We start from the raw sequence: 26,087 nt of genomic DNA on the forward strand, positions 1-26,087 counted from the left end.
TTCATGGGCCTTAAGAAGTTTCTTGAAGATGTCGAGCATCATTTTGAGCCAGGCGGCAAACATGAAAAATGGTTTGCATTGTATGAAGCCGTTGCGACCGTTTTATACACGCCGGGTCTAGTGACGAAAAAAAGCTCACACGTACGTGATAGCGTTGATTTAAAACGTATCATGATTATGGTTTGGTTCGCGGTCTTCCCTGCGATGTTCTGGGGGATGTACAACTCCGGCGGCCAAGCAATTGCAGCACTCGTACATATGTACTCGGGCACAGAGCTGACCTCTGTTATCGAGGGTAACTGGCATTACTGGCTAACTGAAGCCATCGGCGGGACGATTTCCGCGGATGCGGGTTGGGGCAGTAAAATGTTACTGGGCGCGACTTACTTCTTACCTATCTACGCAACGGTATTCATCGTTGGTGGTTTTTGGGAAGTGTTGTTCTGTATGGTGCGCAAGCACGAAGTTAACGAAGGTTTCTTTGTCACTTCCATTCTTTTTGCGTTGATCGTTCCACCAACATTGCCGCTTTGGCAAGCCGCTTTAGGTATTACGTTTGGTGTTGTAGTTGCGAAAGAAATTTTTGGTGGTACGGGACGTAACTTCCTTAACCCTGCACTAGCGGGTCGTGCTTTCCTATTCTTTGCTTACCCAGCGCAAATCTCTGGTGATGTTGTTTGGACAGCAGCTGATGGTTTCTCGGGTGCAACGGCATTGAGCCAATGGGCTCAAGGTGGTAACGGCGCATTAGTTAACACCGTAACAGGTTCGCCAATTTCTTGGATGGATGCCTTTATTGGTAACATTCCTGGCTCGATTGGTGAAGTTTCAACGTTAGCGTTACTTATTGGCGCCGCACTGATTGTTTACATGGGCATTGCGTCTTGGCGCATTATTGCTGGTGTAATGATCGGTATGATTGCAGTATCAACCCTGTTTAATCTCATCGGTTCTGATACTAACCCAATGTTTAATATGCCTTGGCACTGGCACCTAGTTCTAGGTGGCTTCGCATTTGGTATGTTCTTCATGGCAACTGATCCTGTATCGGCTTCATTTACCAATAGTGGTAAATGGTGGTACGGCATTTTGATCGGCGGCATGTGTGTAATGATTCGTGTCGTGAACCCGGCTTACCCTGAAGGGATGATGCTGGCGATTTTATTCTCGAACCTATTTGCACCATTGTTCGACCACATTGTCGTTGAGAAGAACATCAAACGGAGACTATCACGCTATGGCAAGTAATAACGATAGCATTAAAAAGACGCTGTTTGTTGTTATCGCTTTGAGCCTTGTGTGCTCAATTATCGTGTCAACAGCGGCGGTCGGTCTGCGTAGTAAGCAAGTCACTAACGCAGCGCTGGATAAGCAATCAAAAATTCTGCAAGTGTCTGGTGTCGATATGACGCAAGATTCTATCCCAGAATTGTATGATCAATACATTGAACCTAAGCTTGTTGATTTCTCAACAGGCAAATTGGTCGATGAAACGGCGGATGGCGTTGCCGCGTCTGATTACGATCAGCGTAAAGCAGCCAACAATCCAAGCCGTTCTACTCGCTTAGATCCAGAAAATGACCCGGCGAAAATCATTCACCGTGCGAATTACGGTTTGGTTTACCTTGTGAAGCAAGGCGATGACGTCGAGCGTTTAATTCTACCAATCCATGGTAATGGTTTGTGGTCTATGATGTATGCATTTGTCGCTGTTGAAACTGACGGCAACACAGTGGATGGCATCATTTACTACGAACAAGGTGAAACTCCCGGACTTGGTGGTGAAGTTGAGAATCCGAAATGGCGCGCTCAATTTGAGGGCAAAAAGCTGTTTGACGAAAACAATCAACCCGCAATCAAAGTGGTTAAAGGTGGCGCTCCGGCAGGCTCAGAGCACGGTGTAGATGCACTTTCTGGTGCCACACTGACAAGTAACGGCGTACAGCACCAGTTTGATTTTTGGTTAGGCGACCTTGGCTACGGCCCATTCCTAGCTCAAGTTCGTGACGGAGGTCTGAACTAATGTCTAGTGCACAAAATGTGAAAAAGAGCATTTTAGCGCCAGTATTGGATAACAACCCAATCGCGCTACAGGTTCTTGGTGTATGTTCTGCGCTTGCAGTAACAACAAAATTAGAGACAGCATTCGTTATGACCCTAGCGGTAACTTTTGTTACTGCATTGTCTAACTTCTTTGTTTCCACTATCCGTAACCACATTCCAAGCAGCGTGCGTATCATCGTTCAGATGGCGATTATCGCGTCATTGGTTATCGTGGTAGACCAAGTACTGAAAGCTTACTTGTACGAAATTTCAAAGCAGTTATCAGTATTCGTTGGTTTGATCATTACTAACTGTATTGTAATGGGTCGTGCTGAAGCGTTTGCGATGAAATCATCACCAGTACCGTCTCTGATTGACGGGATTGGCAATGGCTTAGGTTATGGTTTCGTTTTGATTACGGTTGGTTTTTTCCGTGAGCTGTTTGGTTCTGGCAAAATTTTCGGTATGGAGATTCTACCTCTAGTTAAAGACGGTGGTTGGTACCAACCTAACGGCTTGATGCTATTGGCGCCTTCTGCGTTCTTCCTAATTGGCTTCTTGATTTGGGTTATCCGTACCATTAAGCCTGAACAAGTAGAAGCGAAGGAGTAATAACGGTCATGGAACATTATATTAGTCTGCTCGTCAGATCGATTTTTATCGAAAACATGGCGCTCGCTTTCTTCCTAGGTATGTGTACATTCCTAGCGGTTTCTAAGAAAGTTAAAACCTCATTTGGTTTGGGTATTGCGGTTACAGTGGTATTGACTATTGCTGTGCCAGTCAACAACTTGGTCTACAACCTGATTCTTAAACCAGGTGCTATTAGCCCAGAAGTTGATTTAAGCTTCCTGAACTTTATTACCTTTATCGGTGTTATTGCGGCACTCGTACAGATTCTAGAGATGATCTTAGACCGTTTCTTCCCACCTCTGTACAACGCTCTAGGTATCTTCCTACCTTTGATCACCGTAAACTGTGCGATCTTCGGCGGTGTATCTTTCATGGTACAACGTGATTACAACTTCGGAGAATCGATCGTTTACGGCTTTGGTTCTGGTATCGGGTGGATGCTGGCGATTGTAGCGCTTGCAGGTATCCGTGAGAAAATGAAGTACTCTGATGTGCCTCCTGGTCTTCGTGGTTTAGGTATTACCTTTATCACTGCAGGTTTAATGGCGTTAGGCTTTATGTCTTTCTCTGGTGTTCAACTGTAAGTCGGGTAAACCGCAACAATAAAGGAATAGTCAATGGACATTATTCTTGGTGTAGTGATGTTTACTCTGATTGTTCTAGTGTTAGTTTTAGTGATTCTATTCGCTAAATCTAAACTAGTTCCAACAGGTGACATTACAATATCTATCAATGGCGATCCTGATAAAGCGATCGTGACTCAACCAGGCGGTAAGCTTCTAGGTGCTCTCGCGGGCGCAGGTGTTTTCGTATCGTCTGCTTGTGGTGGTGGTGGCTCTTGTGGCCAATGCCGCGTGAAAATTAAATCTGGTGGTGGTGACATTCTACCTACTGAGCTTGACCACATTACAAAAGGTGAAGCACGAGAAGGTGAACGTCTTTCATGTCAAGTTGCCATGAAAACGGACATGGAAATCGAATTGCCAGAAGAGATCTTCGGTGTTAAGAAGTGGGAATGTGAAGTTATCTCAAACGATAACAAAGCAACCTTCATTAAAGAGCTTAAGCTACAAATCCCTGATGGTGAATCAGTACCGTTCCGTGCGGGTGGTTACATTCAGATTGAAGCGCCAGCTCACCATATTAAATATGCCGATTACGACGTTCCGGAAAAATTCCGTGAAGACTGGGATAAGTTCAACTTGTTCCGTTATGAGTCTAAAGTTGATGAAGACATCATCCGTGCGTATTCAATGGCGAACTACCCTGAAGAGTTTGGCATCATCATGCTTAACGTGCGTATCGCTACGCCGCCGCCAAACAATCCTGATGTACCGCCAGGTCAAATGTCATCGTACATTTGGTCTTTGAAACCAGGTGATAAATGTACTATTTCTGGCCCATTTGGTGAGTTCTTCGCCAAAGATACCGATGCCGAAATGGTCTTCATTGGTGGTGGTGCAGGTATGGCGCCAATGCGTTCTCATATCTTCGACCAGCTTAAGCGCTTGAAGTCAAAACGTAAGATGTCTTTCTGGTATGGTGCTCGTTCTAAGCGTGAAATGTTCTATGTAGAAGATTTCGATATGCTTCAAAATGAAAACGATAACTTCCAATGGTTCTGTGCTCTTTCAGATCCGCTACCGGAAGATAACTGGGATGGCTACACAGGCTTTATCCACAATGTATTGTATGAAAACTATCTCAAGGACCACGAAGCGCCTGAAGATTGTGAGTACTACATGTGTGGTCCACCGATGATGAACGCAGCGGTTATCGGCATGCTAAAAGATCTCGGTGTAGAAGATGAAAACATTCTACTGGATGACTTTGGTGGTTAATTCAGCAAAGTGATAAAAACCATGGCTGGCTCATTGGGCCAGCCATATTTTTTTAGCCTGTATAGCGATAGCGATTTGCCGCAAAGAATGGCTATCGCTATACATGTTTCAATTTTTATCGGAGTCAAACAAGTGAAAAAATGGCTTGTTGCAATTGCTTCTGTGCTTATTCTCATGGGCTGTGAAAAAGCCCCAGAACAAGTTCATCTCAGCGGCCCAACCATGGGTACAACCTACAACGTAAAATATCTCACTGCTGAAGGTACACCTTCTTCGAAAGACTTACATCAAGGCATTGACCGGTTACTTGAACAAGTGAACGATCAAATGTCGACCTACCGAGAAGACTCGGAACTCAGCCGTTTTAATCAATATCAAGGTACGGAAGCATTTGATGTCTCCGAGCAAACCGCAACGGTTGTCAAAGAAGCGATTCGCCTCAACAAACTGACATTAGGTAAACTTGATGTTACGGTTGGGCCGTTAGTCAATTTATGGGGGTTTGGCCCTGAAGCTCGTCGTGATGTAGTGCCCACGGAGCAGGAGCTGGCAGAGCGCAAAGCCAATATTGGTATCAATCACTTGCACGTTAACGGGAACAAATTAGTTAAAGATTTGCCTCACCTATATGTGGACTTGTCAACGATAGCGAAAGGCTGGGGCGTTGACGTTGTAGCCAACTACATTGAGTCGCAAGGTATTCATAACTATATGGTCGAAGTTGGCGGTGAAATTCGCTTGAAAGGCATTAACAAAGAAAGTGTGCCTTGGCGTATCGCTATAGAAAAACCATCCGTTGACGAGCGCAGTATCCAAGAGATTATTGAGCCGGGTGACATGGCGATCGCGACTTCTGGGGATTACCGTAACTACTTTGAGCGAGATGGTATTCGTTACTCGCATATTATTGACCCGGATACAGGGTACCCAATCAGTCACAAAGTCGTGTCAGTGACGGTATTAGATGAGTCATGTATGACGGCTGATGGCTTAGCCACAGGGTTGATGGTTCTCGGTGAGGTGAAAGGTATTGAGGTGGCGAATCAGCACAATATCCCCGTGTTTATGATTGTAAAAACCGATGATGGCTTCCAAGAGATTGCCTCAGAAGCATACAAGCCATATATTAAAAAGTAACAGAGCAAGAGAAGAGCGTGTCGTATGAATACATTTCTAATCACCTTTGGCATTTTTGTCGCAGTGATCGCCGCGATGGCTGTTGGTTATATCTTTCAGCGAAAAGTGGTTAAAGGAAGCTGTGGGGGGCTTGGCGCGGTAGGCATTGAAAAAGTATGTAATTGCCCTGAACCCTGTGACGCTCGCAAGAAGCGAGAGGCTCGTGAAGCGGCGAGGGCTGAAAAGCTTGCTGCATGGGAAAAAGATCGTATCGCTTAAACATTAAGATGCGATAACGAAAAGCTCGAACATCAGTTCGAGCTTTTTTGTGCGAGCCTGTCAGAATTATCGACCTTGACGCGAATAATAGCAGCGAAAGCTACCACTTCGAGTGTGGATTGTTTATACTGTTTTTTTATACAGCTTAACTGTGCTCGTGAACCCAAACGTCATTCGTAAACTCATACATATTGATATGGACTGTTTTTATGCGGCCGTAGAGATGCGCGACTTTCCCCAATATCGGGATGTTGCGCTTGCGGTTGGTGGTAGCGAAAAACAGCGAGGTGTCATCAGTACCTGCAATTATAAAGCGCGCGAATTTGGTGTGCGCAGTGCCATGCCGACATCTCGAGCATTACAGTTGTGTCCAAATCTTGTTGTCATTCCCGGAAGAATGTCAGTCTATAAAAGCGTATCCGCGCATATTCAACAGATTTTTTCACGTTACACCCATTTAATAGAACCACTATCTTTAGATGAAGCTTACCTTGATGTTACTGATTGCAAACAACACCATGGTTCAGCGACCTTAATTGCTGAAGCGATACGGCAAGATATTTGGCGTGAGTTACAGCTGACGGCTTCTGCTGGTGTCGCACCGATTAAGTTTTTAGCCAAAGTCGCTTCTGATATTAATAAGCCGAATGGTTTGTGTGTGATCCCGCCTGAGCAAGTGCAATCTGTCGTTGATAAACTGCCGCTTGAAAAAATTCCAGGGGTTGGCAAGGTGAGTCTTGAAAAGCTTCACCAAGCCGGTTTTTATTACTGCGAAGATATTAAAAACACGGATTATATCGAGTTACTGCGCCGGTTTGGCCGCTTAGGTGAGTCACTGTGGAAGCGCAGTCATGGCATTGATTTACGCCAAGTGGTAGTGGAGCGTGAGCGAAAATCGGTGGGGGTTGAGCGAACGTTTAGCCAAAATATTCAATCTTATGAGCAATGTTGGCAGGTGATTGAAACGCAGCTTTATCCAGAGCTTTTTTCACGCCTTCAACGCGCTTATGGCGACCGCGATATTATTAAACAAGGGATTAAGGTCAAGTTTGCCGATTTTCAACTTACCACCATTGAGCACGGTCATACTCAGCTGGAGCTTGAAGACTTTAAGAACTTATTGCGCGAGATACTTAAACGGCAAAAAGGACGAGAAATTCGATTACTTGGATTAAATGTTATGCTAAAACCTCAAGAATATAGTCGCCAACTGAGCTTTTTTGATACCCAATGATGAGCGAAGCGATCCGCAAAGCGGAGGTTATTGATAAGATTCAACAGATGCTCACTGCCAACCATCGAGTCGCTCTCGAATCGGTTCGTAGTGCGATTGATGCGGCGACCAACGAACAGACTGTGCCTGAGCATAAGTACGATACCTTAGCGCTTGAAGCGTCTTACCTTGCCCACGGACAAGCAAAGCGCTTACAAGAGTGCGAACAAGATATTCAAGCATTTAATTCGCTGTCAGACGTTCGTAACCCAACGAAAGTCATGGTGGGTTGTCTGATTCGCCTGCTTGATGAATCCGGTATTGGACGCTGGGTGTTTTTTGCACCGAGTGCGGGTGGAATGAAAATACGTTTTGGTGACGACGAAGTGACGTTAGTTACTATTCAATCACCACTTGGCGCCGTATTGAAAGGGAAAAATGTCGGTGATGAAGTGATTTACGACGTTGAAGGTCGTCAATATTGTTATGAAATAGGCCAAATAGATTGACGCTAGGCTAACTTAGTTTGTCTCAACTTTGCTAAGGTGGGCACAACTAGGAACAACACTAACTCTTATTTTTTTGGGTTTGAAATGATGAAAAAAGTGACGGTTTTTGCTGCTCTACTTATGGTCAGTAGCCAAACGTGGGCAGCTCAATGTAAAGTGGATTTGAAAAATGAAGTTCATCTCACGGGTGAACAGTTAGAAATCCACCAGAAAAATGGCGATACCGCCATCGTTGACGCGCATGATAATCTGATTATCCATGGCGAGACGATCCCACTTGATAACGACCAGCGTGCCGCGATTAGCGATTATCGTGATGAGCTGAATGAGTATGTCCCGAAAGTAAAACAATTTGCAGATGATGGGTTGGAGTTCGTCAATAATCTGATAGATGATGTGGCTGAGAGTATTGACGCGCCAAACGCGTTCGATAACGTCAAAGCATCAATGCAAAGTTTTTGGCAAGATATCGAATCTCGTTATTACAAAGACGGGGACCTCATTCTGCCTGCCGATACCTTCAGCACAATGAAACGCGATTGGAGTGCGGATTTTGCGAAAGCGCGAGAGATCTTCAATCAAGAGTTTATCACTAGCGCGTTTTCTGCCATGTCAGAAAAAATGCAAAAAGATGGCGGTCTGAATCTCACTGAATTGACGGATAATATGGCGGAGTTGAAAGCGCGCATCGAAAAACGCATTCAGGAACGTGGCAAGGAATTGAAACAGCAGGGTGATGACTTCTGTGACTCACTTGATGACATCGCGGATAAAGAGCAATCACTGCATGAGAAAATCCCAGAGCTTAAGGGTTATCCGGTGTTTACGATTTAATTTGTCGTGTGGATGACGATACGAAAGAGCGCTTTAGGGCGCTCTTTTTGTATCTAACCGGCAAGTACTAGATAAAAATGATAGTTGAATAGCAATTCGTGAACACAAATGACTGGTTTCTGCGCAAGTCGCCATATTTTGATTGGGTTTTAAACCTTACATAGTGTAATATTGTACTAGTTAACTAGTTTACTGTCGTGTGAGTTGTATGGCATCTGAAACAAATTCGAACCGTGAGCACTTTGGCTCACGCCTTGGTTTTATTCTAGCGGCGGCGGGGGCAGCTGTCGGTCTTGGTAATATTTGGGGATTCCCAACCCAAGCTGCCAGCAATGGCGGTGGCGCGTTCTTGCTGGTCTATCTGGTTATGATTTTGATTGTTGCATTCCCGATGCTGGTCGTGGAGATGGCAATTGGACGTTATGGCCAAGCTAATCCTGTTGATAGCATGAAGTCATTAACCAGCAACCCAGCAGCGAAAAAGCTGGGTGGTTTAGTCGGCTGGATTGGGCTTAGCGTACCGAGCGCCGTGTTAGCATTTTACAGTATTGTCGGTGGATGGCTGATTTGCTTTTTACTCGGCGCTATCTCTAGCTTACTCGGTTTAGAGCAGGCCACAGAATGGTTTAAAGGGTTTAGCGTTGAGCGAAACTTATTTGGCGCGATTGTTTTTTATGCGTTTACGATCTTGATCGTTCAGGGCGGAGTGAAAAAGGGCATCGAAAAATGGTCAACACGCTTAATGCCTGCGTTGTTCGTACTGTTCGCGCTGCTGTTTGTGTATATCATTACTCAGCAAGGCGCGATGGAAGGGCTAAAGCATTACTTACTACCTGATTTTTCGAAAATATGGGACCGCAAGTTAATTCTTGCCGCGATGGGCCAAGGCTTTTTCTCTTTGACGATTGGCGGGTGCTCGATGCTGATTTATGGTTCTTACCTCAGCAAAAAAGAGAATCTACCTAAAATGGCGATGAACGTCACTTTAGTCGATACGGCGGTTGCCTTTATCGCTGGGCTTGTTGTAATGCCAGCAATGTTTGTTGCGATGCAAAAAGGCGTGCAAATTTATGCCGAAGATGGTTCGCTGCTCAGCTCTGATACTCTCGTCTTTACCGTTTTACCCTTAATGTTTGACAGTCTTGGCTGGTGGGGAGAGCTGTTTTCCATCATCTTCTTCTTGCTATTAACGATTGCCGCGTTGACGTCAAGTATCTCGATGCTTGAATGCCCGGTTGCATTAGTGAGCGAACGTTTCGATATCAAACGAAGCACGACGAGTTGGGTGCTTGGAGGATTGATTGCACTATTTAGCATTGCGATTATCTTTAATTTTGCTCAGCTATTTGGTCTGGTTGCGACTATCGCAACCCAATATTTGCAGCCAACTGCGGCATTACTGTTTTGTGTTTTTGGCGGTTGGGTATGGAATCGTCAAGCCAAGATTAAAGAGTTAGAGCAAGGCTGTGCGGAGTTCTCACTAGGTTGGTTTGGCAAAGTGTGGCCAAGTTACGTGAAATTTGTCTGTCCTCTGCTGGTGGTTACGGTGATTTGGGCGTCATTTGGTTGATCAACACACAATAACTGAAAGCCCGCACTGTGCGGGCTTTTTCGTTTTAAGCGGAGGGCGCTGTTATTTGACCAGTGGTTAAAGGTTCAACATCAATATCCGAGATTTCATCGATATAGTCTCCAACCATCTGCTCGACCTCTTCATAGTCTTCTTTGAAGTAGGCGAGGTGAAACACGGCGTCGCCTTCATTGACGAGGGGCAGTGTTTGTTGGCCAATCACAATCCCGCCTTTTCGAGCTTTTAAAGCGATCTCTCCGTGACCTAGTGGCGAGCTAATGTAAGCCAGCACTTGGTTTCTCACCACGCGGTCACCTAAGTTCACCATTGTACGTAAAATTCCGTCACTTTCCGCGCGAAGCCATGAGGTTGACTTAGCAATCACCGAGGTTGGCACCTTCTTGCGGCTTTGTCTCAGCATACCTATGGCTTGCATGACTCGTTTAACGCCAATAAACCCGGCATTGATACACAAAGGCTCAAAGCGCAGAGCTTCTCCTGCTTCATAAGTCAGAACCGGAATTTTATGTGTTTCTGCCTCACTGCGCAGTGAACCTTCACGAAGTGGTGAGTCGATGATTACTGGCGTTGCAAAGGCTTGTGCAATTCGCAATGTTTCTGGATTGCTTAAATTGGCGCGAATCTGTGGCAGGTTAGTACGGTGAATCGCGCCTGTATGTAAGTCGATAATATAGTCACACATTGACGCTACTTGCGAGAAAAAGGTGTGCGCCATACGAGAAGCGACCGAGCCATTTTCACTGCCAGGAAAGCATCGGTTGAGATCCCGTCTATCGGGGAGGTAGCGTGATTTATGGATAAACCCAAAGACATTAACAATCGGCACAGCAATCAGTGTGCCTTTAAGTTTTTTGGGGTCAATGGTATTGATCAACTGGCGAACAATCTCGACACCGTTTAGCTCGTCACCGTGAATGGCGGCATTGACCATCAACACTGGCCCTTGATGGACACCATTAATAATTTCAATCGGTATGGACAGCGGTGAGTGGGTATAGAGCTTCGCTGCTTCCATTTGAATCGCTTTACGCTCCCCAGGTAACACGTCTTCTCCTAGGAAAGAAAAGCTGCGGTTCGGTTTAGCCCTTACCGCGGGTTTTGGTGTTTTTACTGGCTGCATTCTTTTCAATAAACTCCACAATCAGACCGGCAATATCTTTACCGGTGGCAAGTTCGATACCTTCAAGGCCTGGTGAGGAGTTCACTTCCATCACCAAAGGGCCGCGAGCGGAGCGTAATAAGTCAACGCCCGCAACATTTAGGCCCATGATTTTTGCCGCAGCGACTGCAGTGCGACGTTCCTCTGGTGTAATTCGAACGAGGGAAGCCGAACCGCCTCGGTGCAAGTTTGAACGAAATTCCCCTTCAGCACCTTGACGCTTCATTGCAGCAATCACACGGTCACCAATGACAAAGCAACGAATATCCGCGCCATTGGCTTCTTTAATATACTCTTGAACCATGATGTTTGCTTTTAAACCCATAAAAGCTTCGATCACGCTCTCAGCAGCTTTGCGTGTTTCGGCTAAAACAACACCGATACCTTGTGTGCCTTCAAGCAGTTTGATTACGACAGGGGCTCCACCAACCATGTTCAGTAGATCTTTGACGTCATCCGGCTTACTGGCAAAACCGGTAATCGGCATGCCGATGCCTTTACGAGATAACAGTTGCATTGAGCGTAACTTATCTCGTGAGCGGGTAATCGCCACAGACTCATTCACCGGGTAGGTGCCCATCATTTCAAATTGACGTAGCACCGCTGTACCATAAAAAGTTACCGAAGCGCCAATACGAGGAATGACGGCATCAAAGTCAGACAGTTGTTCACCTTTATAGTGAATCTCTGGCTTTTCGGAATTGATATTCATATAACAACGCAACGCGTCGACCACTTTAACCTCATGGCCTCGGTTTTTACTTGCTTCAATCAAACGTTTGGTCGAATACAGATTCGTGTTGCGAGATAGAATAGCAATTTTCATGATTGGGGCTCCTCAAAGGGAATTAAATACGATTCAATAGGGTCAACAATGATGCGACCGTGCATGGCGGTTCGGCCTAGTAGCATTCGAAACGCCATATTCTCTCGGTTAGTCAGGGTGATTTCAGCGTCCCACGCCTGTGGCCCGAGTTTTAGTGTGGTTTTAATGACGTAACGGATTTCTTCATGACCGCCAGAATCACGCACACTTCTTTGATCGATCACCTCGGCTTCACATACTTTTTCAAACTCAATATCATGTTGCCTGGGATGAATCCAAAAGCGCACCCACAATTGACCGTTTTTATCGAATGTTTCAATTTTGAACGCGTGCAAGCAAGAGGTTCTCGCACCTGTATCAATCTTGGCTTTGATTTTTTGAATCCCAAGTGTCGGTAAGCTGAAGTTTTCGCGCCAGCCAACAAGCATCTTATTTTTCATTGTAATCACAAAATTAAGTATGGGTATTTGATATCCAAGGATAGGATATCCTGATGGTTGTGCTCGATTTTTCTGGGAATGAGCGGTGGTCTGAAGTGCCAGAGTTGGCGCAATCTAGCAGCATGAGGAAAGAGACGCTAACGATAAATTTTGTTCTTAATGACAAAAATTATTTATCGATAAAAACAAAAAAAGCCAGTATGACTACTGGCTTTTTTGACTGAGGTTTAGGCTTTCTCAGGAATGTTTTCAAGGATGGCGACCATTTGTTCCCAAAACAGAGCGACGCTGCTGATCTCCACTTTTTCATCAGGTGAATGCGGGAACTTAATGGTTGGGCCAAACGAGACCATATCCATATTCGGATAAGGTTTCTTAAACAGTCCACACTCTAGGCCTGCGTGGATCACCATAATGTTGGGTTTATGACCGTAGATCCCTTCATACATGTCACGGAAAATATGCATGATTTCGGAGTCTGGGTCTGGCTTCCAACCTGGATAGGCACCAGAGAAAGCAATGCTTGCGCCTGCTAATTCGGCAACAGAACTCAAAATGCCTTCTACTTGGTCACGGCCAGAGTCGATCAGAGAGCGAACCAGACATAAGACTTTTACGGCACTTTCTTCTGTACTGATTACACCGACATTCAGTGACGTTTCAACCACGCCTTCGATGTCATCACTCATACGAATCACGCCGTTAGGACAAGCGTTGAGTGCGGCGATAAAACGTTGCTGAGATGGTGACGAAAACACAGGCTCTTGGCTGGCGACTGCTTCATTAAAAGACACAAGGTTGGTTTCAATTGCCGCCAGTTCAGTTTTCAACAGTTCAGTGTAGCTTTCAAATACACTGTTAAGCTGCTCAAGATTCTTTGCGGGTAGCGCGACGGTGGCAAAAGCTTCTCGAGGGATCGCGTTTCGCAAAGTACCACCACGGAATTCAACAAGGCGAAGGTCGAGCGCTTTCGCGTGTTGAGCAAGAAAACGAGCCATCAGTTTGTTGGCATTCGCGCGGCCAGTGTGAATATCAACACCAGAATGACCACCTTTCAGGCCTTTAATCACCAGCTTACGAGTTTCGAATTGCTCTGGTTTGGCTTCACGCTCGATAGGGAAGGTGATTTCGCCATCAACGCCGCCAGCGCAGCCCATGTAGACTTCGCCTTCTTGTTCGGAATCGGTATTCAGAAGAATCTCACCTTCTAACCAGCCGGCTTCAAGTCCAAACGCGCCAGACATGCCTGCTTCTTCATCGACAGTGAGTAGGACTTCAAGCGGACCATGTTTGATGTCATTTGAGGCCAAAACGGCGAGGCAAGAAGCCATGCCCATGCCATTATCCGCACCGAGAGTTGTTCCCTGAGCGGTTACCCACTCGCCATCAATATAAGGTTGAATAGGATCTGTCGTGAAGTCGTGGATCGTGTCTTCATTTTTTTGCGGCACCATATCAATGTGTGCTTGTAAGACGACGGCTTTCTTATGCTCCATACCGGCTGTGGCTGGTTTTTTTATAATCACATTGCCTGTTGGATCGCGACGTACACTTAAGTCTTGTTGGGTAGCCCAGTCAACAACGTAGCTTGCTAGGGCCTCTTCATGTTTGGAAGGGTGAGGAATAGAACAGATCTTATCAAAAAACTGCCAAATTGGAGTGGGTGATAAGTTGCTGATTTCAGAATGGAACTCAGACACAAGTGACTCCTTTATTGTCAAAAAGCCAGAGAAAATAGGGGTTGAAGTGGTCCCAGTAAAACTCGATACCACAACAATAGGCTGGCCAAAAATGATGGGCTAAGCATATCACTAGTTTCTAGAGTAGAGTAGTCAACCCATCTGTAGACGAAGGAATTTAGTAGAGCTTGCGTTCAGTCTTTTTCCCTACTTGCGGTTAAACAAAACGTAATGCTGATAATGATTTTGTAATTAAATTACGAAAATTGGCCGCTAAAGCTAATTTTGTGTGATTTAAGTCACTTTGTGTATTGTAATAAAATTTCTTAGTGGTATATTTATAACCAGCTTCTCGTAAAAGAGAGTAAAAACGCTCAAAGGATGAGTCCGATTTATCGCCTCCAAGGAACTGAGACATCTGTTTAACATGTTGTAATAGAGAAGGTGATAGTTATGAAAGGTTTACCAAGTGCAGTGTTCTGGATTAATCGTTCCGTTTATACCGGTAATTTTGCATACCCAACGAGTTTTGGTTACTGAAACCTGACCAAAGCCGTTAATTGAGCAGTTTGTTCACCCCTATAATTGGAATTTTTTTACAGCCTTACCAAGCTGACATAATTCTGCCGCCACTCAAATTGAGTGGCGTTTTTTTATCCTGCTGATTGCGTTTTACTCTCCTTTGACCATTTTGAATGTGCGTTTGTTTTGCACCTAAAACTTAATTTTTATGACTTTAATAGCATAATTAGAGCTTGGTTTTTCTCTCATTCTTACTAATTAGTTTGGTGGGGTGGTGGAAAATTAAACAGTATGGTGGGTGTTAATATTTGTACTTATCTTGTTGTTTTATTTTTACTAATTTAAAAATATTCGCTTGCTGACGCATTCATTTAATGGCGATTTCTACGAAAAATGGGTTAGAGCTTTAATTCTATCTGGAATTTAGAATTTGATAACTTTATAATCGCCGCCAATCGATTACGCAACCGTTTTACTCTCTCTTTACAGGATTTATAGGATTTAAATCATGCTTGAAAAGCTATTTAAACTCAGTGAACACAGCACGAATGTGAAAACTGAGGTCATTGCAGGTATTACTACCTTCCTGACAATGGCGTACATTATCTTTGTTAACCCGGCGATTTTATCAGCCACGGGGATGGATCAAGGCGCAGTATTTGTTGCGACTTGTTTGGCCGCTGCAATTGGCTGTTTTATTATGGGTGTTGTTGCTAACTACCCCATTGCTCAAGCTCCAGGTATGGGGCTAAACGCCTTCTTTACCTACTCAGTTGTACTCGGTATGGGCTACACATGGCAAGTCGCTTTGGCGGCGGTTTTTGTGTCAGGCGTGCTGTTTATTCTTTTGAGCTTGTTTAAGATTCGCGAGTGGATCATCAACTCAATTCCGATGTCTCTGCGCACGGGTATCTCTGCAGGTATTGGTTTATTCCTGGCCTTTATCGCACTACAAAATGCACAAATCGTAGTGGATAACCCAGCCACGTTAGTTTCTGTCGGTGACTTTACATCTGTCCCTGTGATTCTAGCGGCTGTCGGTTTCTTCCTTACTATCGGACTTGTGTACCGCGGTGTCAGTGGCGCGGTTATGATTGCGATTCTAATTACCTCTATTCTCGGAATGATTTTTGGTGATGTTGAATGGCATGGCGTGGTGTCTATGCCACCAAGTATTGCTCCGACTTTCCTTCAGCTTGATTTCTCTGCGGTATTTGAAGTTGGCATGATTTCAGTCATTTTCGCCTTCTTATTCGTGGATTTATTTGATACAGCGGGCACGCTGGTTGGTGTCGCGCAAAAAGCCGATCTGATTGGTAAAGATGGCAAAATCCCTCGCTTGAATAAGGCACTGCTTGCTGACTCAACCGCGACGTCAGTCGGCGCGTTATTGGGGACGTCAAACACCACCTCATTCGTAGAAAGTACGGCAGGTGTTGCCGCAGGTGGACGTACGGGCTTAACGGCGGTTGTTGTTGGCGTAATGTTCCTTCTCGCACTGTTTTTCTCACCATTAGCTGGTATGATCCCCGCATATGCAACCGCAGGCGCGTTATTTTACGTTGCGATCTTGATGCTTTCAGGCCTGGTCAACATTGACTGGCGTGATCTGACAGAATCGGCTCCTGTTGTGGTTACTTGCTTGCTAATGCCGCTGACTTATTCCATTGCTGAAGGTATCGTTCTTGGCTTTATCTCTTATACTGCTATTAAAGTATTGAGTGGTAAAGGCCGTGAAATCTCACTTAGCGTTTGGGTGATGTCAGCTGTTTTCGTCGCGAAACTGATTTTCGCGTAAACGCTCGACGGGCCTGGACACAGTTTTCAGGCCCTAAATGTATTTAATTAGGTTACTTCAATGAGCAACAAATTCGTTATTACTTGGGACAATATGCAGACTTACTGTCGTCAGCTAGCTGAAAAACAAATGCCAGCTGAACAGTGGAAAGGAATTCTTGGTGTAAGTCGTGGTGGTTTGGTTCCTGCTGCTATTTTGGCACGTGAACTGGGCATTCGATATGTCGATACTGTGTGTATTTCAAGTTACGATCATGACCATCAACGTGATATGAGCGTACTTAAAGCACCGGACCACGATGGTGAAGGTTTCTTAGTCGTAGATGACCTAGTTGATAGTGGTGATACAGCCCGTAAAATTCGCGAAATGTATCCAAAAGCGAAATTTGTTACTGTCTGCGCCAAACCTGCAGGCCGTGAGCTGGTTGACGAATACATTGTCGATATTGCTCAAGATACATGGATTGAACAACCGTGGGATATGGTTGTTCAGTTTGCTGAGCCAATCAACCGTAAGCGTAAATAAGCAATCTTGCTTTTTCAAAAGCTTAGTTTTTTAAAAATGACCCTTTCATGGGTCATTTTTTTTATTAGTATAAACACTTCGGTCCATCTTCTAAGGCGATACTATGTCAGAACCCACCAGTAAGAATCTTTCCGAAACCTTGTTTGCGAAACACAAACAAGCAAAGGAAACATCGGCACTGACCCAATACATGCCAAGTAGCCTTGCGGTACTTGAGCAAAAACAGCAGCAAGAAGGTCGCAAATGGTACCGTAATCTACGAAGATTGCAGTGGGCTTGGCAGGGAATTGACCCCATAGAACAAGAAGCGGTACTGGCAAAAATTGCCTCTTCAACGCATTCACGTACCAATGATGAACTGCTTGATACTGTTATGGGCTATCACGGTGGAAACTGGGCTTACGAGTGGACACGCCTTGGCATGCAGCATCAAAAGCAGGCTGATGACTTAGACGGTGAGGCGGCAGCCGATGAGCTGTTTCGCGCCTCTTTGTGTTTTAGCATTGCCGGTTACCCGCACCTGAAAAATGATAACCTCGCTCTGCAAGCACAAACCTTAGCCAATAATGCATATCAACAGGCCGCTAAGCATACGCGCTACGTCATTAAACCTATAGAGATTCCGTACAAAAATAAAACCATTACTGCCAATTTGCATCTGGCGAATACCGATAAGCCCAAACCCGTAGTTATTGTCAGTGCGGGTCTCGACAGTTTACAAACCGATATGTGGCGGCTGTTTCGTGATCACTTGGCTGAACGTGATATTGCGATGTTAACGGTTGATATGCCGGCGCTTGGGCATAGTAGCCAATGGCCGCTGTCTGAAGATACCTCTTGTTTGCACCAAGCGGTGCTCAATGAACTGCCTAAATTGCCCTGGGTTGATCACCATCGTGTCGGCCTAATCGGCTTTCGGTTTGGTGGCAATGCGATGGTGCGCTTGTCATTCTTAGAGCAAGAGAAGATTAAAGCGTGTGTCTCAATGGGTGCGCCGATTCACGATATCTTCTCATCGCCGACAAAAATGAAGCTCATGAGTAAGATGTATCTCGATATTTTGGCCAATCGCCTAAATAAAAATGGGGTAGATATTGATAGTCTTGCTGGGCAGTTGGTTGCTTGGTCACTGAAAGTACAGGGGTTTCTTTCTGGTAGAAGAACGAAAGTGCCGATTTTATCTTTGAGTTTGGAAGGGGATCCGGTGTCACCGTTCTCTGATAATAAGCTGGTGGCACTGTTCAGTCACCATGGTCAAGCGAAGAAAATCAGTTCTCAAACAATTACAAAAGGATATGAGCAATCCCTCGATTTAGCCATAAAATGGTTAGAAGACGAGCTATTTAGATGACAAACCTCCTAAATTAGTTAACAGTGATGTATACGGAATAATAATAAATTCCTGATAAATAATAATAATTGTCATTCTTAACATTTGAAATGGAGAGTCAATATGTCAGAAGTGACCAAGTTACCAACACATTACCGTTTGCTATCCACACTCCGCGCGGTAGGGCCCTATTTGCGAGAGGTGCAGTGTCGCGATGGCTTCTATCTATTTGATTGTCTGTCGGTGTGTGTCGATGAAAAGAAATCACCAGAGGAGCGTGAGTTCTGGGGGTGGTGGTTAGAACTTGAACAAAACCAGCATCACTGCGTGGCTAAATACCATATCGGTTTATATAACGATGTAGGCGATTGGGTTCCATGTGAGATTTCTGCTGCGGCCTTGAAAGAGGTCAAACGTACGCAAGAAGCATTTCACACCAAGTTAACCGATACATTAAGCGACAAGTTTGAAATGACAGTAGAACTTCACAGCGATTCCTGCGAATTTGTCTAAATAACCGCTCGTATTTTTTCCTTATTACTAAAAAGGTGCATTTATGCACCTTTTCTTCTTGTTAATTTCCAACTGGATTGATAAAACATCAGCTCTCACCCATCTATTTTTCTCAGTGTAGTTATAAACCAACATGAATAAAAAAAGCGGAAAAGACTCTCAATCACAAACCGTGGTTGTGAAGTTAGGAACCAGTGTTTTAACCGGTGGGACATTGGCACTTAATAAAGCTCATATGGTTGAGCTTGCGCGCCAATGCGCTGTGTTAAAAAAATTAGGCCACTCAGTGGTTTTGGTCTCATCAGGCGCTATTGCCGCAGGCCGTGAACACTTAGGTTACCCCGCACTGCCCAACTCCGTCGCCAGCAAACAATTGTTGGCGGCAGTTGGGCAAAGCCAACTTATTCAAGTTTGGGAGTCACTGTTTGCGATTTACGGAATCAAGATTGGTCAAATGCTGTTAACTCGAGCCGACCTTGAAGACCGTGAGCGCTTTTTAAATGCGCGTGACAGCGTTAATGCATTGGTCGACAACGGTATTATTCCTGTCGTTAACGAAAATGATGCCGTTGCAACCAATGAAATCAAGGTTGGTGACAACGATAACTTGTCCGCACTAGTGGGGATTTTGTGTGGCGCAGATAAACTCTTGTTATTGACCGATCAAAAAGGTTTGTTCACCGCTGATCCTCGAAAAGACCCAAACGCAGAGCTGATTAAAGAGGTCAAAACCATTGATGATACCTTGCGTGAAATTGCAGGTGGCAGTGGCACCAACCTCGGTACTGGCGGCATGGCGACCAAACTGCAAGCTGCGGATATCGCGCGTCGAGCTGGAATCGAAGTGATGATTGCTGCAGGCAGTGCGCCGAATGTCATCATCGATGCATTGAGTGATAAGCCCAATGGCACAAAATTCTTGCCATGCACAGAGTCACTAGAAAATCGTAAACGTTGGATTCTCGCTGGTCCATCGGCCTCGGGCGATATTTTAATTGATACCGGAGCGGTTAAGGCGGTAGTGGCTAAGGGCAGTAGCTTATTGGCAAAAGGTGTGTTTGAAACCCGAGGTTCGTTTGGTCGCGGTGAAGTTGTTCGAGTCTGTGATGGCGAAGGGCATTTAATCGCTCGGGGTATTTCGGCGTACTCAAGCCAAGATTTAAGTAAAATCATCGGCAAACACAGCAAGGATATTTCGACGATCTTAGGTTATGACTATGGTTCAGAAGTCATTCACCGTGATGATTTGGTCGTGATTCAAGAATAATCGAAATAAGGGAACGTATCGTGGATTTAATCAACATGGGCAAAGCCGCAAAACAAGCGGCGTTCGCTCTGGCAACGGCCTCAACACAACAAAAGAATCTAGCATTGGCGATCATTGCTGATGAACTGCAAGCCAATTCAGAGCAGATTTTAGCGGCCAACAGTAAAGATATTGAACTTGGCCGTGAAGCCGGGCTGAGTGAGGCATTGCTTGATCGCTTGCTACTCAACACAGAGCGTCTGAACGCTATCGCCAGCGATGTGCGCAACGTCATCAGCTTGAATGATCCGGTCGGCAGTGAAATAGACCATAAAGTGCTTGAAAACGGGATGTCATTAGCTCGCCGTCGAGTCCCACTTGGGGTCGTTGGCGTGATATATGAAGCTCGCCCGAATGTCACGATTGATATCGCTGCTCTGTGCTTAAAAACTGGGAATGCCAGTATCTTACGAGGCGGTAAAGAGACATTCTATTCCAATATGGAGTTGGTGAATGTGATTCAAACCGCGTTAGCCAAAGCCAAGCTACCAGCAGCATGTGTGCAATACATTGAAAAACCTGATCGTGAATTGGTCTCTCAGCTACTGACGCTCGACCAATACGTTGACATGATTATTCCTCGTGGCGGTGCTGGTCTTCACAAAATGTGTAAAGAAAACAGTACGATTCCTGTGATCATCGGTGGTTTTGGTATCAGTCATATTTTTGTCGACCAAAGCGCAGACTTAGTCAAATCTCTTGATGTCGTCGATAACGCTAAAACTCAGCGCCCTTCTGCATGTAATGCGCTCGATTCGTTGTTGGTTCATCGCCAAGTGGCTGAGCAATTTTTGCCGCAGCTGGTGGCGCGACTGCAAGATCGCGTAACGTTTGTGGCTGATAGCTCTGCTCAAGCTCTAATTACTGGTGCGAAGCAATGGCGTGAGGCGCAAGTCGGTGACTTTGATACCGAATGGCTGAGTTACACCTTAGGAGTGAAAGTCGTCGAGGATTTGGACCAAGCCATTGAACACATGCGAGTACATAACGCGAGCCATTCTGATGCGATTATGACCAACGATCTTAATAGCGCTGAGCGCTTTATTAACTCGGTGGATTCTGCCGCGGTTTATGTCAATGCGTCGACGCGTTTTACCGATGGCGCACAATTCGGGCTTGGCGCAGAAGTGGCTGTTTCCACTCAAAAACTACATGCTCGAGGGCCGATGGGATTGGAGGAACTCACCAGTTATAAGTGGGTGGGCAAAGCGGATTACTTGTCGCGCAGTTAACAAAATCATTTCATCAGTGAGCAAAAAAGGGGCGGAATGCCCCTTTTTCTTTTCTTCGCATTCTCAATTCCGGTAAACTAGCCAGCGACTTGTGAAAACAAGCTGTTGCATAATGTGGAGGTGATATGCATTGTCCTTTTTGTTCTGAGAACGATACCAAAGTGATCGATTCTCGTCTGGTCGCTGATGGCCATCAAGTGCGCCGTAGGCGTCAGTGTCTGGCGTGTAATGAGCGTTTTACTACCTTTGAAACGGCTGAACTTGTGATGCCAAAAGTCGTGAAGTCAAATGGCAACCGAGAGCCTTTTGATGAAGACAAAATGGCTGGGGGCATTCAACGGGCACTTGAAAAACGCCCAGTCAGTGCTGATGCCATAGAGCTTGCGATTAGCATGATTAAATCTCAGTTACGGGCGACCGGAGAACGAGAAGTACCGAGTAAGATGATTGGTAATCTAGTTATGGACCAATTAAAAGAATTAGATAAAGTCGCGTATATCCGTTTCGCATCGGTATATCGCAGCTTTGAAGACATTAAAGAGTTTGGTGAAGAGATCGCTAAACTCGAAGATTAACAGGAACATCATGGCTACGCCTTTCGATTTTCAAATGATGGCTCGAGCAATAACGCTGGCTAAAAAGGGGCGTTTTACCACGGCGCCAAATCCTAATGTTGGTTGTGTGATCGCCCAAGGTGAGGAGGTTGTCGGCGAGGGGTTTCATTTTCGTGCAGGAGAGCCTCACGCTGAAGTGCATGCACTAAGAATGGCAGGGGAGCGAGCACAAGGAGCCACGGCTTATGTCACTCTTGAGCCCTGTTCGCATTTTGGTCGCACGCCACCGTGTGCGCTCGGCTTAATTGACGCGAAAGTGGCGAAAGTGGTGTGTGCAATGCGAGACCCCAACCCTCAGGTTGCCGGAAAAGGCATTGACATGCTGCGCCAAGCTGGGATTGAGGTTGAAGTCGGTGTTTTAGAGCAAGAGGCATATCAACTCAATCGCGGTTTCTTCAAACGTATGGAAAGCGGCATGCCGTTTGTGCAGTTAAAAATGGCTGCCAGTCTCGATGGGCAAAGTGCGCTTGCTAACGGTCAAAGCCAGTGGATCACCTCCCCACCGGCAAGACGTGATGTACAGCAGTTTCGTGCTCAGGCTGGCGCTATTTTATCGACCCAAAAAACCGTTAGTGATGATGATGCTTCGTTGACCGTACGTTGGCACGAGCTCCCCCAATCTATTCAAGCGCAATACCAGCAGCAAGATTTACGTCAGCCCGTCCGTGTTATTTTGGATCGGCAAGCAAAGCTTTCGCCGCAACTTAAGTTATTTCAGACACAAGGAGAGATTCTTGTGGTCGGTGAAAAAGGGGATATATCGGCGTCACTGGGCCCCAATGGACAAATTTCTCTCTCAGCTCTTTTCGCTGAGTTGGCAAAAGCGCATAATATCCAGCATATTTGGGTTGAAGCAGGCGCATCGCTTGCCAGCAGTTTACTCCAAGAGCAGTTGGTTGATGAGTTAATTATTTACTTAGCGCCGAAGCTCATGGGAGGCGATAGCCGAGGTATATTTGCTGGGTTAGGACTGACTAAGATGACTGAGGTTCCTGAACTGGAATTTCAAGACGTTCGTCAAGTCGGTGCGGATATCCGTATTATTGCTACACCGAAAACAAGATAGAGTCACTATGTTTACAGGAATTATTGAAGCTGTTGGTCATCTAAAAGCGATCACTGCAAAGGGTGAAGATATTACGATTACGGTAGACGCCAGTCATTTGGATATGTCTGATGTCCAACTTGGCGATAGTATTGCTACCAATGGCGTGTGCTTAACCGTGATTGATTTCGACGACAACAGCTACAGCGCGGATCTATCGTTAGAAACGATGAAAAAAACCGGGTTCACGCACTACCAAGTGGGTGATGCCGTAAATCTAGAGAAGGCGATGTTGCCTACCACGCGTTTTGGTGGGCACATTGTCTCTGGTCATGTCGATGGGGTCGGTGAAATCATTGAGCGTCATCAAGTGGGTCGTGCCATTGAATTCTGGGTGGCCGTGCCTGAAGAAATCAGTCGTTATATCGCCGAAAAAGGGTCCATTACCGTTGATGGCATTAGTCTAACGGTGAATGACCTACGCAAGAATGCGTTTAAATTAACCATCGTCCCTCATACTTCGGCGGAGACGACCATTGACCATTTCCATGTTGGGCGCATTGTGAATCTCGAAGTGGATGTTCTCGCTCGTTATATGGAGCGTTTGCTTGAGGCTCGTCAGCAAGAGTCGCAGCCTAAATCATCACTCACCATGGAATTTTTACAACAAAATGGTTTTGCCTAACCCCATTTTGATTCGCGACAACAGGCTTTATTGACCGCTTTCCACGAATAGGAACAACACGATGCCAATTAGTACGCCACAAGAAATTATTGAAGATATTCGCTTAGGAAAAATGGTCATTCTGATGGATGACGAAGACAGAGAAAATGAAGGTGATCTGATCATGGCGGCGGAGTGCGTTACGCCAGAAGCGATCAACTTTATGGCGACTCACGGTCGAGGTTTGATTTGTTTGACCATGACCAAAGAGCGCTGTGAACGCCTTGGACTTCCTCCGATGGTTCAAGATAACAATGCACAGTTCACCACCAATTTTACGGTTTCGATTGAGGCGGCTGAGGGCGTGACCACTGGTATCTCTGCGGCCGATCGTTCGCGTACGGTACAAGCTGCAGTGGCCAAAGATGCCCAAGCGTCTGATTTGGTTCAACCCGGGCATATCTTCCCACTGGCCGCGCAAGATGGTGGTGTATTAGTTCGTGCTGGACACACCGAAGCCGGCTGTGACTTAGCGCGTATGGCTGGGTTTGAACCCGCTGGGGTGATTGTTGAAATTTTGAACGCCGATGGCTCGATGGCGCGCCGTTCTGACCTTGAAGTGTTCTCCCAGCAGCACGATGTCAAGTTAGGCACCATTGCTGATTTGATTGAATATCGCAACAACACAGAAACCACCATCGAGCGCGTTGCCGAGTGTCGCCTTCCCACCGAATTTGGTGAGTTTAAATTAGTGACCTACCGCGATGTTATTGATAACCAAGTTCACTATGCGATGTGTAAAGGTGAGGTCTCTTCTGATCCGGCGCCATTGGTTCGTGTCCACCTTCAAGATACATTTACTGACTTGCTACGCAGTGACCGCAATGCCGAACGCAGTTGGACACTGGAAAAAGCCATGAAACGTATTGGTGAGGAAGGCGGTGTGCTTATTGTCCTGGGTAACGAAGAGTCTCCAGAGCTTCTTATTCATCGCGTTAAGATGTTCCAAGCGCAAGACAAAGGTGAAGCGCCGACTTTAGCCAAAAAGCAAGGCACCTCGCGCCGTGTTGGTGTGGGTTCGCAAATTTTGGCGGATTTAGGCATCAGTGATATGCGCTTATTATCATCGACGAATAAAAAGTACCACGCTCTGGGTGGCTTTGGTTTGAATGTCGTGGAATACATCTGCGAATAAGGTTAAGGAAGCTCTTTGCTTCCTTCTCCATTTATTGTCACGCCTGATTTAAAGCGGTTTCCAATGCGAAATATCATTAGATATTGCTCACAAAATTGTGCTAGAATCCGGCGATTCTCACTTGATGAACATAGTTAAAGGAAGGCTTATGAAAGTGGTCGAGGGTGGCTTCCCAGCGCCAAATGCAAAAATTGCTATCGTTATTTCTCGTTTCAACAGTTTTATTAACGAAAGTCTATTGTCTGGTGCAATCGATACTTTAAAGCGTCACGGTCAAGTTAGCGATGATAACATTACCGTCGTTCGTTGCCCGGGTGCGGTTGAATTGCCTTTGGTAGCTCAGCGTGTTGCGAAAACACAAAAATATGATGCGATTGTCTCTTTAGGGAGTGTGATCCGCGGTGGTACTCCACACTTTGATTATGTTTGTAGTGAAATGAATAAAGGTCTTGCGCAAGTGTCATTGGAATTTAGTCTTCCAGTCGCATTTGGTGTTTTGACTGTTGATACTATCGATCAAGCTATCGAGCGCGCAGGAACCAAGGCTGGTAATAAAGGTGCAGAGGCTGCACTAAGCGCACTTGAAATGATTAATGTTCTTTCAGAAATTGATTCCTAATGGGGGCCAGTGTGAAACCAGCCGCACGTCGTAACGCACGTCGATTCGCTTTACAAGCAATCTATTCTTGGCAGATTACCAACGAAAATGTTGCCACAATCGAAGAGCAATTCTTATCCGGTGATAAGTATGATGAAGAAGAAAACCATGCTTCTGAACCTGCACTTTCTGCACCCGATACAGATGTCGCTTACTTCCGTGATCTGCTAACAGGCGTAGTGCTTAGTCACACTCAGCTCGATAGCAAAATTCGTCCATATACCTCTCGTCCAATGCAAGATTTGGATATGATGGAACTGGCATTGCTACGTTTAGCCATGTATGAAATGACACGTCGAGATGATGTTCCATACAAAGTGGTGATTAACGAAGCCATAGAGTTGGCAAAGGTGTTTGCTGCTGAAGAAAGCCACAAGTTCATCAATGGTGTGCTGGATAAAGCCGCACCGCATGTGCGCAAAAAATAATTGAAGATGAAGAAAAAGGTCAGCAACTGCTGACCTTTTTTATGTGGCTTGATGCCGATATCGGCATCAGACAACGTATTCGCTTAAGATCTTT

At 45.5% G+C, this 26,087-nt stretch carries 28 protein-coding genes; 24 read left to right on the forward strand and 4 right to left on the reverse strand.

Going from position 1 to position 26,087, the window contains the following annotated elements:
- Window positions 1-3 precede the first annotated feature (3 nt).
- The 11 genes from ACFFUV_RS00145 to ACFFUV_RS00195 all read left to right on the forward strand — a co-directional run bounded on the left by ACFFUV_RS00145 (window position 4) and on the right by ACFFUV_RS00195 (window position 10,038).
- Entirely contained in the window at window positions 4-1,248 is a 1,245-nt protein-coding gene (locus tag ACFFUV_RS00145) for an NADH:ubiquinone reductase (Na(+)-transporting) subunit B (protein WP_390188896.1), read from the forward strand.
- Window positions 1,238-2,023, forward strand: coding sequence for a Na(+)-translocating NADH-quinone reductase subunit C (locus ACFFUV_RS00150; protein ID WP_390188897.1), 786 nt, complete (start codon window positions 1,238-1,240; stop codon window positions 2,021-2,023). The genes ACFFUV_RS00145 and ACFFUV_RS00150 overlap by 11 nt, the downstream gene beginning before the upstream one ends.
- On the forward strand, window positions 2,023-2,655 hold the full coding sequence (locus ACFFUV_RS00155; RefSeq protein ID WP_390188898.1) for an NADH:ubiquinone reductase (Na(+)-transporting) subunit D: 633 nt from the start codon (window positions 2,023-2,025) through the stop codon (window positions 2,653-2,655). The genes ACFFUV_RS00150 and ACFFUV_RS00155 overlap by 1 nt, the downstream gene beginning before the upstream one ends.
- An 8-nt stretch (window positions 2,656-2,663) precedes the next feature.
- Window positions 2,664-3,260: an NADH:ubiquinone reductase (Na(+)-transporting) subunit E gene (gene nqrE, locus ACFFUV_RS00160; protein ID WP_390188899.1), complete on the forward strand. Its 597-nt coding sequence runs from the start codon at window positions 2,664-2,666 to the stop codon at window positions 3,258-3,260.
- Window positions 3,261-3,293: 33 nt separating this feature from the next.
- Window positions 3,294-4,517, forward strand: a complete 1,224-nt coding sequence (gene nqrF, locus ACFFUV_RS00165; RefSeq protein WP_390188900.1) for an NADH:ubiquinone reductase (Na(+)-transporting) subunit F — start codon at window positions 3,294-3,296, stop codon at window positions 4,515-4,517.
- Between the two features lie 132 nt (window positions 4,518-4,649).
- Window positions 4,650-5,654: an FAD:protein FMN transferase gene (locus tag ACFFUV_RS00170; RefSeq protein ID WP_390188901.1), complete on the forward strand. Its 1,005-nt coding sequence runs from the start codon at window positions 4,650-4,652 to the stop codon at window positions 5,652-5,654.
- 24 nt (window positions 5,655-5,678) lie between these two features.
- Window positions 5,679-5,912 (forward strand): (Na+)-NQR maturation NqrM, encoded by a 234-nt coding sequence (gene nqrM, locus ACFFUV_RS00175; RefSeq protein WP_390188902.1) that lies wholly within the window; start codon window positions 5,679-5,681, stop codon window positions 5,910-5,912.
- Window positions 5,913-6,084: 172 nt separating this feature from the next.
- A complete protein-coding gene (gene dinB, locus ACFFUV_RS00180; RefSeq protein ID WP_390191771.1) occupies window positions 6,085-7,146 on the forward strand; it encodes a DNA polymerase IV in 1,062 nt (353 codons plus the stop codon).
- Window positions 7,143-7,634 carry a transcription elongation factor gene (locus ACFFUV_RS00185; RefSeq protein ID WP_390188903.1) on the forward strand — a complete coding sequence of 164 codons (492 nt, stop codon included), beginning with the start codon at window positions 7,143-7,145 and terminating at the stop codon, window positions 7,632-7,634. Before dinB ends, ACFFUV_RS00185 begins: the two co-directional genes overlap by 4 nt.
- 87 nt (window positions 7,635-7,721) lie before the next feature.
- Entirely contained in the window at window positions 7,722-8,468 is a 747-nt protein-coding gene (locus ACFFUV_RS00190; RefSeq protein ID WP_390191774.1) for a YggN family protein, read from the forward strand.
- A 208-nt stretch (window positions 8,469-8,676) separates the two neighbouring features.
- The gene (locus tag ACFFUV_RS00195) at window positions 8,677-10,038 is read left to right on the forward strand and encodes a sodium-dependent transporter (protein WP_390188904.1); all 1,362 of its coding nucleotides are present in this window, start codon (window positions 8,677-8,679) and stop codon (window positions 10,036-10,038) included.
- 46 nt (window positions 10,039-10,084) lie between these two features.
- Here the strand turns inward: ACFFUV_RS00195 and ACFFUV_RS00200 are convergent, their stop codons facing one another.
- The 4 genes from ACFFUV_RS00200 to ACFFUV_RS00215 form a co-directional block, all read right to left on the reverse strand.
- Window positions 10,085-11,179, reverse strand: coding sequence for a succinylglutamate desuccinylase/aspartoacylase family protein (locus tag ACFFUV_RS00200; RefSeq protein WP_390188905.1), 1,095 nt, complete (start codon window positions 11,177-11,179; stop codon window positions 10,085-10,087).
- The gene (gene rimK, locus ACFFUV_RS00205) at window positions 11,139-12,044 is read right to left on the reverse strand and encodes a 30S ribosomal protein S6--L-glutamate ligase (RefSeq protein WP_390188906.1); all 906 of its coding nucleotides are present in this window, start codon (window positions 12,042-12,044) and stop codon (window positions 11,139-11,141) included. Before rimK ends, ACFFUV_RS00200 begins: the two co-directional genes overlap by 41 nt.
- Complete coding sequence (locus ACFFUV_RS00210; protein WP_390188907.1) at window positions 12,041-12,484, reverse strand: ATP-dependent zinc protease family protein; 444 nt, start codon at window positions 12,482-12,484, stop codon at window positions 12,041-12,043. The genes rimK and ACFFUV_RS00210 overlap by 4 nt, the downstream gene beginning before the upstream one ends.
- 227 nt (window positions 12,485-12,711) lie before the next feature.
- A complete protein-coding gene (locus tag ACFFUV_RS00215) occupies window positions 12,712-14,184 on the reverse strand; it encodes an aminoacyl-histidine dipeptidase (protein ID WP_390188908.1) in 1,473 nt (490 codons plus the stop codon).
- Window positions 14,185-14,616: 432 nt separating this feature from the next.
- Between ACFFUV_RS00215 and vcdP the strand changes: the two genes are divergently transcribed.
- From vcdP to nusB, 13 genes are all read left to right on the forward strand, one after another.
- The gene (gene vcdP, locus ACFFUV_RS24085) at window positions 14,617-14,703 is read left to right on the forward strand and encodes a small protein VcdP (protein WP_503016478.1); all 87 of its coding nucleotides are present in this window, start codon (window positions 14,617-14,619) and stop codon (window positions 14,701-14,703) included.
- A 490-nt stretch (window positions 14,704-15,193) separates the two neighbouring features.
- The gene (locus ACFFUV_RS00220) at window positions 15,194-16,483 is read left to right on the forward strand and encodes an NCS2 family permease (protein WP_390188909.1); all 1,290 of its coding nucleotides are present in this window, start codon (window positions 15,194-15,196) and stop codon (window positions 16,481-16,483) included.
- A 60-nt stretch (window positions 16,484-16,543) separates the two neighbouring features.
- Entirely contained in the window at window positions 16,544-17,008 is a 465-nt protein-coding gene (gpt, locus tag ACFFUV_RS00225) for a xanthine phosphoribosyltransferase (RefSeq protein ID WP_390188910.1), read from the forward strand.
- A 103-nt stretch (window positions 17,009-17,111) separates the two neighbouring features.
- Entirely contained in the window at window positions 17,112-18,359 is a 1,248-nt protein-coding gene (gene frsA, locus ACFFUV_RS00230) for an esterase FrsA (RefSeq protein WP_390188911.1), read from the forward strand.
- A 102-nt stretch (window positions 18,360-18,461) separates the two neighbouring features.
- Window positions 18,462-18,851, forward strand: coding sequence for a sigma factor-binding protein Crl (gene crl / locus ACFFUV_RS00235; protein ID WP_390188912.1), 390 nt, complete (start codon window positions 18,462-18,464; stop codon window positions 18,849-18,851).
- A 133-nt stretch (window positions 18,852-18,984) separates the two neighbouring features.
- Window positions 18,985-20,118 carry a glutamate 5-kinase gene (proB, locus tag ACFFUV_RS00240; protein ID WP_390188914.1) on the forward strand — a complete coding sequence of 378 codons (1,134 nt, stop codon included), beginning with the start codon at window positions 18,985-18,987 and terminating at the stop codon, window positions 20,116-20,118.
- A gap of 20 nt (window positions 20,119-20,138) precedes the next feature.
- Window positions 20,139-21,389, forward strand: coding sequence for a glutamate-5-semialdehyde dehydrogenase (locus tag ACFFUV_RS00245; RefSeq protein ID WP_390188915.1), 1,251 nt, complete (start codon window positions 20,139-20,141; stop codon window positions 21,387-21,389).
- Window positions 21,390-21,514: 125 nt separating this feature from the next.
- Window positions 21,515-21,964, forward strand: coding sequence for a transcriptional regulator NrdR (nrdR, locus tag ACFFUV_RS00250; RefSeq protein ID WP_390188916.1), 450 nt, complete (start codon window positions 21,515-21,517; stop codon window positions 21,962-21,964).
- Between the two features lie 10 nt (window positions 21,965-21,974).
- Window positions 21,975-23,069, forward strand: coding sequence for a bifunctional diaminohydroxyphosphoribosylaminopyrimidine deaminase/5-amino-6-(5-phosphoribosylamino)uracil reductase RibD (gene ribD, locus ACFFUV_RS00255; protein WP_390188917.1), 1,095 nt, complete (start codon window positions 21,975-21,977; stop codon window positions 23,067-23,069).
- A 7-nt stretch (window positions 23,070-23,076) separates the two neighbouring features.
- Entirely contained in the window at window positions 23,077-23,733 is a 657-nt protein-coding gene (locus ACFFUV_RS00260) for a riboflavin synthase (RefSeq protein ID WP_390188918.1), read from the forward strand.
- A gap of 61 nt (window positions 23,734-23,794) precedes the next feature.
- On the forward strand, window positions 23,795-24,907 hold the full coding sequence (gene ribBA, locus ACFFUV_RS00265; protein ID WP_390188919.1) for a bifunctional 3,4-dihydroxy-2-butanone-4-phosphate synthase/GTP cyclohydrolase II: 1,113 nt from the start codon (window positions 23,795-23,797) through the stop codon (window positions 24,905-24,907).
- Window positions 24,908-25,055: 148 nt separating this feature from the next.
- Window positions 25,056-25,526, forward strand: coding sequence for a 6,7-dimethyl-8-ribityllumazine synthase (ribH, locus tag ACFFUV_RS00270; protein WP_390188920.1), 471 nt, complete (start codon window positions 25,056-25,058; stop codon window positions 25,524-25,526).
- The gene (gene nusB / locus ACFFUV_RS00275; RefSeq protein ID WP_390188921.1) at window positions 25,526-25,993 is read left to right on the forward strand and encodes a transcription antitermination factor NusB; all 468 of its coding nucleotides are present in this window, start codon (window positions 25,526-25,528) and stop codon (window positions 25,991-25,993) included. Before ribH ends, nusB begins: the two co-directional genes overlap by 1 nt.
- The last annotated feature ends 94 nt before the right edge of the window (window positions 25,994-26,087 follow it).

It is taken from the genome of Vibrio olivae (assembly GCF_042428525.1).
Lineage (GTDB): Bacteria > Pseudomonadota > Gammaproteobacteria > Enterobacterales > Vibrionaceae > Vibrio > Vibrio olivae.